The organism is Piscinibacter defluvii, from assembly GCF_004011805.1.
Lineage (GTDB): Bacteria > Pseudomonadota > Gammaproteobacteria > Burkholderiales > Burkholderiaceae_C > Piscinibacter > Piscinibacter defluvii.
Genome location: NZ_ML137196.1, coordinates 79,990 through 95,588 on the forward strand (window position 1 = coordinate 79,990; position 15,599 = coordinate 95,588).

The 15,599-nt window shown below is 71.5% G+C and carries 9 protein-coding genes; 7 read left to right on the forward strand and 2 right to left on the reverse strand.

The features are described from left to right. The first annotated feature begins 133 nt into the window (after positions 1 to 133). The 6 genes from D9C15_RS00380 (at position 134) to D9C15_RS00405 (ending at position 9,298) form a co-directional block, all read left to right on the forward strand. Complete coding sequence (locus D9C15_RS00380) at positions 134 to 4,951, forward strand: PA14 domain-containing protein (RefSeq protein ID WP_127995447.1); 4,818 nt, start codon at positions 134 to 136, stop codon at positions 4,949 to 4,951. Positions 4,952 to 5,077: 126 nt separating this feature from the next. After that, positions 5,078 to 6,190 carry an ABC transporter substrate-binding protein gene (locus D9C15_RS00385; protein WP_127995448.1) on the forward strand — a complete coding sequence of 371 codons (1,113 nt, stop codon included), beginning with the start codon at positions 5,078 to 5,080 and terminating at the stop codon, positions 6,188 to 6,190. A 45-nt stretch (positions 6,191 to 6,235) separates the two neighbouring features. Then, positions 6,236 to 6,922: a GntR family transcriptional regulator gene (locus D9C15_RS00390; RefSeq protein ID WP_127995449.1), complete on the forward strand. Its 687-nt coding sequence runs from the start codon at positions 6,236 to 6,238 to the stop codon at positions 6,920 to 6,922. Positions 6,923 to 7,085: 163 nt separating this feature from the next. Then, a complete protein-coding gene (locus D9C15_RS00395) occupies positions 7,086 to 8,153 on the forward strand; it encodes a BMP family ABC transporter substrate-binding protein (RefSeq protein WP_127995450.1) in 1,068 nt (355 codons plus the stop codon). Between the two features lie 10 nt (positions 8,154 to 8,163). Next, positions 8,164 to 8,799 (forward strand): flavin reductase family protein, encoded by a 636-nt coding sequence (locus D9C15_RS00400; protein ID WP_127995451.1) that lies wholly within the window; start codon positions 8,164 to 8,166, stop codon positions 8,797 to 8,799. A gap of 10 nt (positions 8,800 to 8,809) precedes the next feature. Beyond that, positions 8,810 to 9,298: a nucleoside deaminase gene (locus tag D9C15_RS00405; protein ID WP_127995452.1), complete on the forward strand. Its 489-nt coding sequence runs from the start codon at positions 8,810 to 8,812 to the stop codon at positions 9,296 to 9,298. On the opposite strand, the gene D9C15_RS00410 is transcribed toward D9C15_RS00405, so the two are convergent. Further along, positions 9,259 to 11,232: a peptidase U32 family protein gene (locus D9C15_RS00410; RefSeq protein ID WP_127995453.1), complete on the reverse strand. Its 1,974-nt coding sequence runs from the start codon at positions 11,230 to 11,232 to the stop codon at positions 9,259 to 9,261. The two genes, D9C15_RS00405 and D9C15_RS00410, sit on opposite strands and share 40 nt — an antisense overlap. A gap of 78 nt (positions 11,233 to 11,310) precedes the next feature. On the opposite strand from D9C15_RS00410, the gene D9C15_RS00415 reads away from it, so the two are divergent. Next, the gene (locus D9C15_RS00415) at positions 11,311 to 12,225 is read left to right on the forward strand and encodes an AEC family transporter (RefSeq protein WP_127995454.1); all 915 of its coding nucleotides are present in this window, start codon (positions 11,311 to 11,313) and stop codon (positions 12,223 to 12,225) included. Here the strand turns inward: D9C15_RS00415 and D9C15_RS00420 are convergent, their stop codons facing one another. Continuing rightward, a complete protein-coding gene (locus D9C15_RS00420) occupies positions 12,226 to 15,534 on the reverse strand; it encodes a S41 family peptidase (protein WP_127995455.1) in 3,309 nt (1,102 codons plus the stop codon). Positions 15,535 to 15,599 lie beyond the last annotated feature (65 nt).

Consider the following 15,599-nt stretch of genomic DNA (forward strand, 5'->3'; position numbering starts at 1 on the left):
GGCGGGAGATTCTACGGATCGGGCCCAACCCTGCCCCGGACATCGGGGGTTGTAGGGCAGCCGGCTGCGAATCGAAACTTTCGTAACAAATACCAACCGCGCGGGCCCTGGAGGGGTGGCCGTGCCAAGCGCCATGAAGAACACCAAGGCACGGCGTCCGCATGCAGTCACGCTCCCGCTGCTCGTCGCAGCCGCGTTGCTGGCCTCCTGCGGCGGGGGCGATCCCGACCCGGCCGACGAGGCCGAGCGCAGCGGCGCCCCGAAACGTGCCGCCTTCGTGCCGAGCGGCGCGATCCCGGCCGATGCGCACCAGCGCGGCATGTGGTCGCCGGTCACGCCCTGGCCGCTGATCCCGCTGCACGCCGTGCTGCTGCCCGACGGGCGCGTGATGAGCTACGGCACCAAGGCCGACGGCACGCAGACCGCCTACTTCATCTACGACGTGTGGGATCCGGCCGGCGGCCTGGCCGGCGGCCACAGCACGCTGGACAACCAGACCGGCACCGACATCTTCTGCAGCTCGCAGCTGCTGCTGCCCTCGGGCGACGCGGTGTTCATCGCCGGCGGCGACAACTGGACCGGCAGCGCCACCACCAATACCGGCAACAACAACTCGAACCTGTTCCGGCTCTCGGACAACACGCTGACCCGGCAGTCCAACATGAACCGGGCGCGCTGGTACTCGACCTCGACCACGCTGCTCAACGGCGACACCTACATCCAGGGCGGCAGCAGCGGCACCGACCGGCCCGAGGTGCGCCAGGCCGACGGCGTGTTCCGCCTGCTCTCCGGCGCGAACACCAGCAGCCTGGACTTCATGTACCCGCGCAACTTCGTCGCGCCGGACGGCCGCGTGTTCGGCTACGACAGCGCCGGCCGCATGTACTACGTCGACCCGAGCGGCACCGGCAGCCTGACCTCGGTGGGCCAGTTCGCCGGCAGCTACACCGGCAGCGATGCGAGCGCGGCGATGTTCCGGCCCGGACGCATCCTGCAGCTGGGCGGCAACAGCAACGGCGCGATCGTGATCGACATCCGCAACGGCGCGCCGGTGGTCACGCCCACCGGCTCGATGTCCACCCAGCGCCGGCTCGTCAACAGCACCGTCCTGCCCGACGGCAAGGTGCTCGCCACCGGCGGCAGCCGCACCTGGAACGCGCTCGACCAGGTGAACAACAGCGCCGAGATCTGGAACCCGGACACCGGCGCCTGGACGGTGGGCGCCTCGGGCGTGCAGGCGCGGCTGTACCACTCGATCTCGCTGCTGCTGCCCGACGGCTCGGTGATGGTCGGCGGCGGCGGAGCGCCGGGGCCGCAGAACAACACCAACTTCGAGCTCTACTTCCCGCCCTACCTGTTCACCGCCGGCGGCCAGCTCGCGCCGCGCCCGGTGATCGACGCCGCGCCGACGGTGATGGACATCGGCCGCACCTACACGCTGGACACCTCGGGCGCCGGCCCGGCGGCACGCGTGGTGATGATCAAGACCGGCTCGGTGACGCACAGCTGGAACATGGAGCAGCGTTTCGTCGAGCTGACCTTCGCCGCCGATGGCAACCGGCTCGCGGTGCAGGCGCCCACCCGCGCCGCCGACGCGCCGCCGGGCTTCTACATGCTGTTCGTGCTCGATGCCAACGGCGTGCCCTCGGAAGCGAAGATCGTGCGCGTCAACGTCGCCGCCACGCCCAACCCGGCCACCGTGCCGACGCTCGCGTCGCCGGGCGACCGCAACGCCACCGTCGGCAGCCCCGCCAGCGTGCAGCTCACCGGCAGCGACCCGAACGGCGACACGCTGCGCTACAGCGCCACCGGCCTGCCGCCCGGCCTGTCGATCGACGCCGCCAGCGGCCTGATCTCCGGCACGCCGACGACCGCGGGCACCTACAACGTGGTCGCGGCGGTGAGCGACGGCGTCAACAACGCGAGCGTCGGCTTCACCTGGACGGTGGCCGGCAACGGCGGCGGCCTGGTGGTCTCGATCCCGCTCGCCCCGTCGGCCACGCTGGCCGGCAGCAGCGCCAGCTTCAGCGCCAGCGCCACCGGCAGCAACGTGCGCTACCGCTGGGACTTCGGCGACGGCAGCGGCACCGACTGGAGCAGCTCGCCCGGCGCCAGCCACGCCTATGCGCAGCCGGGCCTCTACACGGTGACCGTGACGGCGATCGACGACGCCGGCGTCGAGCAGCGCGCCTCGGTGCTGCAGGCGATCTACCTCGCGCCGACGGCCGGCACGCCGGTGGCCTCCGGTCCGCTCGCGCTGGCCGGTGGCCGGCTCTGGGTGGTCAATCCGGACAACGACAGCGTCGCCGTGTTCGACACCGGCACGCGCGCGCGCCTGGCCGAGATCCCGGTCGGCGCCGCGCCGCGCACGCTGGCGGTGGCGGCCAACGGCCTGGTCTGGGTGGCGAACAAGCGCGCCGCGACACTGAGCGTGATCGACCCGGCCACGCTGGCCGTGGTGCGCACCATCGCACTGCCGCGCGGCTCGGCGCCGTACGGCGTGGCGGCCTCGGCGAACGGCGTCGCGCTGGTCGTGCTCGAGGGCAGCGGCACCGTGCTGAAGTTCGACACCACGAGCTTCGCGCAGACCGGCAGCCTCGCGCTCGGCGCGAACCCGCGCCACGTCGCGCTGTCCGCCGATGGCGCGACCGCCTATGTGAGCCGCTTCATCACGCCGCCCGCGCCGGGCGAGTCGACCGCCACGCCGGGCAACGGCAACGGCGAGCTGCTGGTGCTGAACACCGCCAGCCTGGCCCTGACCCGCACCATCACGCTGGCCACCAGCAGCAAGCCGGACTTCGAGAACCAGGGCCGCGGCCTGCCGAACTACCTCGGCGCGGCGGCGATCTCGCCCGACGGCAGCGCCGCCTGGGTGCCCTCCAAGCAGGACAACATCCAGCGCGGCGGCGCGCGCGACGGCCTGCCGCTGAACTTCCAGAACACCGTGCGCGCGATCAGCTCTCGCATCGTGCTGGCCGGCGGCAGCGAAGACCTGGCCGGCCGCATCGACCACGACAACGCCAGCCTGGCGAGCGCCGCGGCGTTCGACCCGAAGGGCCTGTACCTGTTCGTCGCACTCGAGACCAGCCGCGAGGTGGCGGTGGTCGACGCACATGGCAAGCGCGAGCTGTTCCGCTTCGGCAGCGGGCTCGCGCCACAGGGCCTCGCCGTCTCGGCCGACGGGCAGACCCTGTACGTCCAGAACTTCATGGACCGCACGGTGAACGTGCACGACCTGCGGCCGCTCGCGGCCGGCCAGCTCGCCGCGCCGCTGCAGGCCACGCTGACCACCATCACCAGCGAGAAACTCGCGCCGACCGTGCTGCGCGGCAAGCAGCTGTTCTACGACGCGGCCGACCCGCGCCTGGCGCGCGACCGCTACATGAGCTGCGCGAGCTGCCACAACGACGGCGGGCACGACGGCCGCACCTGGGACCTGTCCAACTTCGGCGAAGGCCTGCGCAACACCATCAGCCTGCGCGGCCGCGCCGGCATGGGCCAGGGCTGGCTGCACTGGAGCAACAACTTCGACGAGGTGCAGGATTTCGAAGGCCAGATCCGCAACCTCGCCGGCGGCACCGGCCTGATGGCCGACACCGACTTCGCGGCCGGCACGCGCAGCCAGCCGCTCGGCGATGCGAAGACCGGCCTGTCGAGCGATCTGGACGCACTCGCCGCCTACCTGGCCTCGCTGAACGCCTTCGAGCCGAGCCCGCACCGGCCCTCGGCCGCCGCGCTGTCCAGCGCGGCCAGTGCCGGCCGCACCTTGTTCAGTTCGATGGACTGCGCGTCCTGCCATGCCGGCACCGCGTTCAGTGCCAGCGGCGTCAACACGCCGGCCAACGTCGGCACGCTCAAGGCCACCAGCGGCCAGCGGCTGGGCGGCGCGCTGACCGGAATCGACCCGCCGACCCTGCGCGACGTCTGGGCCACCGCGCCCTACCTGCACGACGGCTCGGCGGCGACGCTCGAGGCCGCGGTGCGATCGCACGGCGGCGTGACGATCAGCGACGCCAACCTCGCCAACCTGGTGGCCTACCTGCGCGAGATCGGCAGCGACGAAACGGCTGCGCCGCAGGCCGCCGGCAGCGGCACGGGCCTGGCCGCGAGCTACTACAACAGCGTCACGCCCGGCGGCACCGCCGTGCTAGCGCGCACCGAAGCGGTCGACTTCGACTGGGGCACCGGCTCGCCGGGCACCGGCGTGAACGCCGACAACTTCTCGGCGCGCTGGAGCGGCAGGCTGATCGTGCCGGCCAGCGGCAGCTACCGCTTCCAGACCGAATCGGACGACGGCGTGCGGCTGTGGGTCAACGGCGTGCAGCTGATCAACAACTGGACCGACCACGCCCCGACGGTGGACACCAGCGGCGTGATCAACCTCGCGGCCGGTACGCAGGTGGACATCGTCGCCGAGTACTACGAACGCGGCGGCGGCGCGGCGATGCGGCTGCGCTGGCAGCCGCCGGGCGAGGCGGGCTTCGTGGCCATTCCGGCCGCGCGCCTGGCGCGTCCTGCGGTGGGCAGCGGCCTGGCCGGCAGCTACTTCGCCAACACCTCGTTGTCCGGCACGGCGGTGCTCACGCGCACCGAGGCGATCGACTTCAGCTGGGGCGGCGGCTCGCCCGGCACCGGGGTGCCGAACAACGGCTTCTCGGCGCGCTGGACCGGCACCGTGCTCGCGCCGAGCAGCGGCAGCTACCGCTTCCAGACCGTCTCGGACGACGGCGTGAGGGTGTGGATCAACGGCACCCAGGTCATCAACAACTGGACCAACCACTCGTCGACCACCAACACCAGCGGCACGGTGACGCTGACGGCCGGGCAGCGCTACACGGTGCGGGTGGAGTACTACGAGAACACCGGCAGCGCGGTGATGCGGCTGCGCTGGCAGGTGCCGGGCACGACCGGTTACGTGGCCATCCCGGCGGCCAGCCTGTACACGAACTGATGCACTCCATCGGCGCGGCGCCCGTGCAGGGTGTCACGCCGCCTGCGCCTGCGGCGTCCACGGACGCGCCGCAGCGGCGACACTGCGCGGTGGCGCCACACGGGGCGCAGGGCGATGGAGATGCAGATGAAGAAGGTCGTTGGAATGCTGGCCGCGCTGGCCAGCGCCTTGGCTTGCCTGTCCGCGCAGGCGCAGATCGTGATCGGGCAGACGGCCGGCTTCAGCGGCGCGGTGGCCGCCGGCGTCAAGGAGACCACCGACGGGGCGAAGCTGTACCTCGACTCGGTCAACGCCAAGGGCGGGGTGAACGGGCAGTCCATCGAGCTGGTGTCGCTCGACGACAAGTTCGACCCCAAGCTCGCGGCGGCCAACGCCAAGGTGCTGATCACCGAGAAGAACGTGGTCGCGCTGTTCCTGAACCGCGGCACGCCGCACACCCAGGCCATCATGCCGCTCCTGGCGGAGCACAAGGTGCCGCTGGTGGGACCGTCCACCGGCGCGATGGTGCTGCACAAGCCGGTCAATCCGTGGGTGTTCAACGTGCGCGCCACCTACCAGCGCGAGGCCGAGCGCGCGGTGCAGCACCTCAGCCTGATCGGGATGGACCGGATCGGCGTGATCCATGTCGACGACAGCTTCGGGGCCGACCTGCTCGAGGGCGCGCAGCGCGGCTTCGCAGCCGTCGCGAAGAACCCGGTGTTCGTGGAGAAGTTCTCCCGCGAGAACTGGGACTTCTCCAAGATCGCCCCCAAGGTGTCCGAGTCGGGTGTGCAGGCGGTGCTGCTGATCGGCTCGGGCAACGCCGCGGCCGACGGCGTGGACGCGATCCGCAAGTCGGGCTCGCGCGCGCAGGTCGTCACCTTCTCGAACAACGCGTCCGGCGGCTTCGTCAAGTCGCTCAAGGAGAACGCGCGCGGGACCATCGTCGCGCAGGTCTTTCCCTACGAGCGCTCGCTGGCCGCGCCGATCGTCAAGGAAGCGCACGACCTCGCGGTCGCCAAGGGCCTGGAGGGCGTGACGCCGGCGATGCTGGAGGGTTTCGCGGCGGCCAAGGTGCTGGTCGCGGCGCTGAGGAAGGCCGGCCCGAGCCCGACGCGCGTGAAGCTGCAGCAGTCGCTCGAGAGCCTGCAGAAGCTCGACATCGGCGGCCTCGAGGTCAACTACAGCCCGACCGACCACACCGGGCTGGACTTCGTCGACCTCTCCATCATCGGCCCGGACGGCAAGTTCCGCCGCTGAGGCTGCGCGCCGCGCCCGCGGCGCGCTGGCTACACTGCCGGCCCGATGCCCACCTCGCGCCGCCGCCCGCCGACCACGAAGCGCCGCGCAGCGTCCAAGCCGGTCACCGGCACACTCGACCAGACCGTCTACGACACGCTCTTCGACGCCGTGATGCAGGGCCGCCTGCGGCCCGGCGAGCGGCTCGGCGAAGAGGCGCTGTGTGCACAGTTCGGCGTCAGCCGCACCGTGGTGCGCCAGGCGCTGCGCCGGCTGGCCGAGGCGCAGGTGGTGGAGATCGTGCCGAACAAGGGCGCCACCGTCGCGGCGCCCACGCCGCAGGAGACACGCGAGGTGTTCGTGGCGCGCCGCGCCATCGAGGCGGCCATCGTGCGCCTGGTCGCCGCGCGCATCACGCATGCCGAGGTGCAGCGCCTGCACGAGCGGCTCGCGGCCGAACATGCCGCGCTGCACGAGGGCGACCACGCGCGCTGGGTGCTGCTGGCCGGGGGCTTCCACCTCGCGCTGGCGCAGCTGGCGGGCAACCGGGTGCTGCAGCGCATGCTCACCGAGCTGATGACCCGGTGCTCGCTGATCGTCGCCCTCTACGAGGCCCCGGGCGAGGCGGCCTGCGAACACGACGAGCACCAGCGCCTGGTCGACCTGCTCGCGCTGCGCGAGGCCGATGCCGCCGCAGCCCTGATGGACCAGCACCTGAGCGCCCTCGAAGCGCGCCTGGCCCTGCCGGCCTGAGCCCCACCGCGGTGCGCCGGCACCAGATTGCGGCGATTGTATACATTGCGCAACTAACTGCAAGTCATTGATTTTCAATGACTTGATTGCCATGACACGATGGCATGTTGTGTGCATGTATACAATCTGCCGAATCCCCGGCGCCCTTTTCCGAGAGCCCGCCATGCATCGCCGCCAGCTCCTGCTCGCCTCCGCCCTCGCTCCCCTGGTCGCCACGCCGGCACGCGCTGCCGCGCCGCTGAAGATCGGCTTCATCTATCCCGGCCCGATCGCCGACATCGGCTGGACCTACCAGCACGACCTCGGGCGCAAGATGGTCGAGAAGGAGTTCGGCCAGCGGGTCGAGACGGTCTACGTCGAGAAGGTGCCCGAGTCGGCCGAAGCCGACCGCGTGATCCGCCAGCTGATCGCCGACGGCTGCCGCATGATCTTCACCACCTCGTTCGGCTTCATGGACCCGACCATCCGCGTCGCCGCGGACCACCCGGACGTGGTGTTCGAACATTGCTCGGGCTACAAGAGCGCGAAGAACGTCGGCATCTACCAGACCCGCTTCTACGAGGGCGCCTACCTGATCGGCCTGCTCGGCGGGCGCATGACGAAGAGCAACACCTTCGGCTACGTGGCGCCGTTCCCGATCCCGGAGGTCATCCGCAACCTGTCGGCCTGGACGCTGGGGGCGCGCGCCGTCAACCCGAAGGTCGGCGTCAAGGTGGTGTGGATCAACTCCTGGTACGACCCGGGCCGCGAGCGCGAGGCCGCGCAGGCGCTGATCGACCAGGGCGCCGACGTGCTCTACCAGAACACCGACTCGCCGGCCGTGGTGCAGCTGGCGCAGAGCAAGGGCCTGTACGCCTTCGGGCAGGACTCCGACATGACTCGCTTCGGGCCGAAGGCCCATCTGTCGGGCAACACCTTGAACTGGGGCGTCTACTACGTGCACAAGGTGCGGCAGGTGCTCGAAGGCAAGTGGAAGAGCGAGGACACCAAGTGGGGCATGAAGGAGGGCATCGTGCAGGTGGTGCCGCCCAATGCCGAAGTGCCCAAGGACGTGGTGACCCTGTTCGAGCAGAAGAAGGCCGAGATCCTGGCGGGCAAGTTCCATCCCTTCACCGGTCCGATCAAGGACACGACCGGTGCGACGAGGGTCGCGGCGGGCCAGGTGCTGCCGGAGGACGAGCTCTGGAAGATGAAGTGGTACGCCGAAGGCGTGCTCGGCAAGCAACCCTGAGAGCGGGCCCATGGAGATCGACTTCGCGCAACTCTCGGCCTACCAGCGCTACAAGCTGATGGCCAGCCTGATCGTGCCGAGGCCGATTGCGCTCGTCACCACGCTCTCGGCCGGCGGCGTGGCCAACGCCGCGCCGTTCTCGATGTTCAACATGCTCGGCGAGGACCCGCCGATCGTGATGCTCTCGATCAACCGCCTGAAGGACGGGCGGCTCAAGGACACCGCGGCCAACATCCTGGCCAGCGGCGAATTCGTCGTGCACATCAGCGACGAGGCGATGGCCGCGCAGATGCACGCCTGCGGCGAGTCGCTGCCGCCCGACGTGAGCGAGCTGCAGCGCTTCGGCCTGCATGCGCTGCCGTCGCAGACGGTCAGGCCGCCGCGCATCGCCGAAGCGCCGGTGGCGTTCGAGTGCGTGCTGCACGAGAAGCTCGAGACCGAGAGCCGCTACGTCTTCATCGGCCGCGTGCAATGGCTGCATGCGCGCGACGGCCTGGTGGACACCTCCAACTGGCGCGTGCGCCTGCAGGATTACCACCCGGTGGGCCGTTTCGGCGCGAGCTTCTACGTCACCACCCGCGACCGCTTCGCGATCGACGGCCAGGACCGCGAGAGCCGCGCCAGCACGCCGATCGACGAGATCTGAAGGAGAGCCCATGCCCTTGACCCCCTCCGACCACGAACCGATGCGCCGCGCGATCGAGGCCTCGCGCCAGGCCGTCGCCGCCGGCAACATGCCCTTCGGCGCGACACTGGTCGCGCCCGACGGCCGCCTGCTGTGGACCGCGCAGAACAACCAGGTGACCAGCGGCGACTGCACCGGCCATGCCGAGCTGGTGCTGGTGCGCGAGGCGCGCAGCGCGCTCGGCGCCGAGGCGCTGCACGGCGGCACGGTGTACGCGAGCGGCGAGCCCTGCGCGATGTGCAGCGGCGCCATGTTCTGGGCCGGCATCCGGCGCGTGGTGTTCGCCGCCTCGCAGGACGACATCGGCGCGGCGCTCGGCGGCGACACGCTGCCGATCCGCAGCGCCGCGGTCTATGCCGGCGCGTCGCCTGCGGTGCAGGTCGACGGGCCGCTGCTGGCCGAAGATGCGATCGCCGTGCTTCAGGAGGCGGCCGGCGTCCTGGCCGGCCGCGTGCGGTAGAACTGCATCGGCACCGCGGCCGCCTCGCGCGCCGCATCGCGCAGCACGCTCTTGCGCATCCGGCCCACCACGTGCATCTCGCAGGGCTTGCAGTCGAAGCGCAGCGTCAGCGTGTCGCCGCCGCTGACGAGCGTCAGCGGCTCGGCGCGCAGCGTGCCCTGCACGCCGATCACGCCCTTGGCCTGCTTGGGGCACAGGCTGAGGCTGAAGCGCACGCAGTGCTTGGTGATCATCAGCGGCACCTCGCCCAGCTCCTCGTGGCTCTCGTAGGCGGCGGCGATGACCTTGACGCCGTGCCGGGCGTAGAAGGCCGCGGCCTTGGAGTTGTAGACGTTGGCGAGGTAGCTCAGCGTGTCTTCCGGGTACGGCGCCGGCGGCTCCACGGGCACGGCGCGCGGCAGGCGCTCGAACGCCGCGGCGCGTGCCGCCTCGAGCGCCGCCACCGCATCGCGCCGCAGGCCGTTGGCGAGCGACGCGGGCACGAAGGCGTCGCCCTCGATGGTGATGGAGCGCGGCTCGAAGATCGTGGTGCCGAGCTTGCCGAGTGATTCGCGCAGCGCGTCGCGTGAGCGCGCCGGGTCGCGCGCCGGCTCGAGCGCGTGCTCGGCGCGGACCGAGGCCTGGTGGCCGTCCTCGTCGACCGCCACGAGCACGAAGCCCGCACCGTCGGCATGCCAGTGCAGGTCGAGCGCGATGCGGCGCTCGGCCGACTTCTTCGCGAGCAGGCGCTCCCAGGCCATGTCGCGGTTGCGACTGAGCGTGGTGCCCGGGCGCAGGTGCTTCAGGGCGGCCATCTCGGCGTTCGGCAGGATGCGCCAGTGGCGGCCGCCCAGGTGCGTGGCGATGTTCACCGGCACGCCCTGCAGCTCGCCGTGCAGGTCGACCCAGGTCAGCGCATCGCCGTTGTGCAGCAGCGTCTCGGCGCTGTCGGTCTCCAGCTCGAAGTGTTCGCGCGCGACCCTGGTCACGTGGCCGAGCGGCAGCCCGGCGTGCTTGGGGGTGTCGAAGGCGCCGATGTCGTCGAGCCGGCCGTTGACGAAGTAGTCGGTCGCGCCGCGGTTGAAGTTGCGCGCCGGGTCGGGCACGAAATCGAAGCGGCAGCGGCCGGAGGAGGCGCGCTTCAGGTCGTTGCGGCCTTCCAGCAGCGTGTCGAGCAGCCGCCGGTAGTGCGCCGTCACGTTCTTCACGTAGCCGAGGTCCTTGTAGCGGCCCTCGATCTTGAAGCTGCGCACGCCGGCCTCCACCAGCGCGGCGAGGTTGGCGCTCTGGTCGTTGTCCTTCAGCGAGAGCACGTGCTTCTCGTGCGCCACGATGCGCCCGGCCGCATCCGTCACCGTGTAGGGCAGCCGGCATTCCTGCGAGCAGTTGCCGCGGTTCGCGCTGCGCCCGGTGTGCGCATGGCTGATGAAACATTGCCCGCTGTAGGCCACGCACAGCGCGCCGTGGATGAAGAACTCGAGCGTCGCCTCCGTCACCTGCGCCGCGACGGCGCGGATCTGCGGCAGCGTCAGCTCGCGCGCCAGCACCATCTGCGAGAAACCGCTGTCCTGCAGGAAGCGCGCCTTCTCCGGCGTGCGGATGTCGGTCTGCGTGCTCGCGTGCAGCTGGATCGGCGGCAGGTCGAGCTCGAGCAGGCCCATGTCCTGCACGATCAGCGCGTCGAGCCCGATGTTCCAGGCGTCCCAGGCGAGCGTGCGCGCGGCCTCGAGCTCGTCGTCGCGCAGGATGGTGTTGAGCGTCAGGAAGATGCGCGCGCCGAAGCGGTGCGCATGTTGGGCCAGGCGCTCGAGGTCGGCCAGCGAGTTGCCCGCCTTGTCGCGCGCGCCGAAGGCCGGCCCGCCGATGTAGACGGCATCGGCGCCATGGTTCACCGCCTCGATGCCGATGTCGGCATCGCGGGCGGGGGCCAGCAGTTCGAGGTCCGGGCGCGGCATGGCGGGATTGTCCGCTTTTGCGCGCCGCGCTCGTACTCCGGGCAAGAGGTGCCCTTCGTGCGCCGGGCGAGGTTCCCCATGTCCAACCTGCTGCTGCTCGTGGCCTGCCTGGCCGCCGGGCTGCTGCTGCGCCACAGCGGCCGCATGCCCGAGGGCGCGCACACCGCGATCAACGCGGTCATCCTGCACCTCAGCCTGCCGGCGCTGACGCTGCACCACCTGCACGCCTTCCGCTTCGACGCCGCGCACCTGCTGCCGGTGCTGATGCCCTGGGCGCTGTTCCTGCTCGGTGCGGTGCTGTTCCGGACCGTCGGCCGGCTGTGGAAGCTGCCGGCGGCGAGCATCGGAGCGCTGACGCTGGTCGGCGGCTTCGGCAACACCTCGTTCGTCGGCCTGCCGATGATCGAGGCGCTGCACGGCCGCGACGGCCTCGGCCTCGGCCTGCTGATCGACCAGCTCGGCTCCTACCTCGCGCTCTCGACCTTGGGCATCGCGGCCGCGGCGCTGTACAGCGGCGGCGGCGGCCGCTCGGCGCGCGAGGTGCTGCTCCAGGTGCTGCGCTTTCCGCCCTTCGTCGCGCTGGTGCTGGCGCTGGTCAGCGCACCGCTGGCCTGGCCGCCGGCCGTCGACCAGGTGCTGCTGCGCATCGGCGACACGCTGGCGCCGCTGGCGCTGCTCTCGGTCGGCCTGCAGCTGCGCTTCGACGCGTTGCGCGAACACGCGCGGCTGCTCTGCCTGGGGCTGGGCTACAAGCTGCTGGCCTGCCCGGCGCTGGTGCTCCTGCTGCTGTGGTGGGCCGAGGCGGCGCCCGGCACCACCAGCCGCGTCAGCGTGATCGAGGCGGCGATGCCGCCGATGATCGGCGCGGCGATCGTCGCGGCGCAGGCGCGCCTGGCGCCACCGCTGGTCTCGCTGATGGTCGGCCTGGGCATCCCGCTGGGCCTGTCCACCGCGCCGGCCTGGCACTGGCTGGGCGGGCGGCTGCTGGGCTGACTACTTCAGCAGCTCGCGCACCGCCGCCTCGAGCTGCGCGTCGCGCCCGGCGGCGATCTCCGCCGGGTCGTTGGGCACGAGGATGTCCGGCACGATCAGCGCCTTCTCCATGTACTCGCCCTTCTCGTCGCGGAAGCCGACCTGCGGGATGCCGAAGTACAGCGCGTCGTTCTGCAGCGTCTCCCACCACACCGCGGTGCCGGTGCCGGCCACCGGCATGCCGACCAGCTTGCCCAGGCCGAGATGGCGGTAGGTCCAGGGGAACAGGTGCGCGTCGGAGTAGTTGCTCTCGCCGACCAGCACGATCGAGGGCTTGCTCCAGCGCCCCACCGGCTCCCAGCCGATGGCCTGGCCGCGCGCCACGAACTCCAGGTAGCGCCGGCCCGAGAGCAGCACGGCCAGGTCGTCGTGCAGGTTGCCGCCGCCGTTGAAGCGCGTGTCGACCACCAGGCCCTGCCTGGCGCTGTGCCGGCCGAGCACCTCGGCATAGGTGTCGCGGTAGCTGTCGTCGTCCATCTCGCGCACGTGCACGTAGCCGAGCCGGCCGCCGGACAGGCGCTCCACCGTCTCGCGCTGCTGGCGCACCCAGCGCCGGTAGAGCAGCTCGGCCTGCTGCTTCAGCGTGATGGGCTTGACCACCTGCTCGCTGCGCTTGCCGGCGCCATCGACCAGGCTCAGCACCACCCGCTTGCCGGCCTTGCGGTTGAGCAGCGCGTCCACGTCGCGGCCCGGTCCGATGGGCGCGCCGTCGATGCGCTCGATCACGCTGCCGGCGCGCGCCGCGCTGCCGGCCGTGTCCAGCGGGCCGCCGGCGATGGTCTCGGCGATCTTCAGCCCGGCGCCGGCATGGCGCTCGTCGAAGAAGGCGCCGAGCGCGGCGGTGGCGTCCTCGTCCGGGTCGTGCCGCGCCACGCCGGCGCCGGTGTGCGACACGTTCAGCTCGCCGAGCATCTCCGAGAGGCACTCGGCGAAGTCCTCGTCGTTGCCGATGAAGGGCAGGAAGCGCTCGTAGGCGCGCCGGTAGAAGGCCCAGTCGACCCCGCCCATGTCGGCCACGTAGAGCTTCTGCAGCGTCTGGCGCCAGACATGCTCGAACAGGTAGGCCCGTTCGGCCGCGCGGTCCAGGTTCAGCTCGGCGCTGAACTTGACCGGCTCGGCCTTGGCCGCGGCATCGCCTTGCGGCAGCTTGAACTTGTGCAGGCTGCCGGCCACCAGCAGGTAGCCGGTCTCGCCCTTGGCGTCGAGCTGCAGGTCGGTGGGCGGCGCCTCCCACACCGGCACGCGTTCGGAGGGCAGGCCGAACAGGCGGCGCAGTTCCTTCTCGCGCGGGCGGTGCAGCCAGAGTTCCATGTCCTCGGCGCCCTGCTGCAGGTACAGCAGGGTCTCGCCGTCGGGCGTCATCGCCAGGGCGCGGATCGACCCCGAGCCGGGGGTCAGCCGCGCGACGCGCTCGTCCGCGCCGTCGAGTTCGAGCGCCACCGGGTCGGCGCGCTTGGGCTCGGGCGCGGCGTCCTTCTTCGCGTCCTTCGCCGAGTCCTTCTTCGCGTCGTCCCTGGCCTTGTCCTGCTCCGTCTCCTTGTCCTTCAGCAGGGCGTACTCGGTCTTGTCGAGGCGGAAGCGGTCCCAGGCCTCGCGCGTCAGGAACATCGCGTAGATGTCGGTCTGCGCCACGCCGCCGGTGCCGTGCAGGCCCATGCGGTCGCTGACCCAGAGGAACTGCCGGCCGCCGCGCGCCCACTGCGGGTGCAGGTCTTCATAGCCGCTGAGCGTGAGGTTGCGCGGCGGACGCTGCCCGGCCGCGTCGACCAGCGCCACCTCGTGGGTCCAGCGCTGCCGGTCCAGCATCTGCGAGAGCAGCCAGCGGCCGTCGGGCGACCAGTCGAACCACTGGTCGCCGTCGGCGTAGGAATAGTTGGCCTCGCCGGGCAGCACGGTGCGCGCCTTGCCGCTGGCCAGGTCCAGCACCTTCAGCGTGGTGCGGTTCTCGAGGAAGGCGATCTCCTTGCCGTCGGGCGACCAGCGCGGCTGGAAGTTCTCCTGCCCGTTGGCCAGCACGGTGCGCAGGCTCACCTGCGGCGCGGCGAAGAAGTGCGGCACGTCGTCGCGCTTGCCGACGATCGCGGCCTCGTACAGGTTCCACGCGCCGTCGCGCTCGCCGGCGAACATCAGCTTGCGGCCGTCCGGGCTGAACTGCACCGAGCGCTCCTGCGTCGGCGTGTCGGTGATGCGGCGCGTGTCGCCGAACTCGGTGGAGGCGACGAACACCTCGCCGCGCACGACGAAGGCGATCTCCTTGCCGTCCGGGCTGACCGTGATCTCGGTGGCACCCTGCGCCAGCTTGAGCTGCTCGACACCGCGGCCGCGGGTGTCCGAGGCGATCTGCACCGCCAGCTTGCGCGGCTGCGCGGCGCCGGCCGGCAGCGTGTAGAGCTCGCCGTCGAAGCCGAAGGCGAGCACGCCCTGCGCCGAGATGCTGAGGAAGCGCACCGGATGGCGCTCGAAGAAGGTCAGCTGCTGGGGCGCGCCGCCGTCGAGCCCCTGGCGCCAGACGTTGAAGCTGCCGCTGCGCTCGCTGAGGTAGTAGAAGGCCTGTTCGTCGGGCGACCAGACCGGGTCGCGGTCCTCGCCGCCGAACTCGGTGAGCTTGCGGTGCCGGCCGCCGGCCACGTCGTAGAGCCAGACGTCGCGCGCCACCGGCGAGACATGGTGCTTGCGCCAGGGGCTCTCGTAGCCCTTCCAGTCCTCGTAGAGCAGGCGCGTGCCGGCGCGGTCGAAGCGCGCGGCCAGCGCCGGCGTGCTCAGCAGCTGCTGCGGGCGCCGGCCGCCCTCGACCGACACCTTGTACAGCTCGCCGGCCGAGCGCGACGGGAACAGCCTGTTGCGCCGGTCGTCCAGGCGCTGCGCGGCGAACAGCACCTCGCGCCCGTCGGGCGTGAAGCCGGTCGGCTGCTCGGGCGCGGAGTGGGTGGTCAGGCGCCGCGCCGGGCCGCCGCTGGCGGCGACCAGGAACACGTCGTCGTTGCCGTACACGTCGGAGGCGAAGGCGATCGCGCGGCCGTCGGGCGACCACACCGGCGAGTGACTGCGCCGGCCGTTGGCAACCAGCAGGCGCGCCGGTCCGCCCTCGACGCCCACCACGTACAGGCCGCCCTGGAAGCTGAACGCGACCTGCCGGCCGTCGGGCGAGATCGCCGGGTAGCGCAGCCACAGCGGCGCCTCCAGCGCGCCGAGCGGCTCGGCCGCCGGCGCCCGGGCGGCAAGCAGGAGGAACAGGCACGCGGCCAGTGCGCGACGCAGCAGTGGTCTCATGGCGAAGACGGGTTGGAACTGTCCACGGGACCCGCCGCACGGCGGGCTCGTGGCCCGCGCGCGCG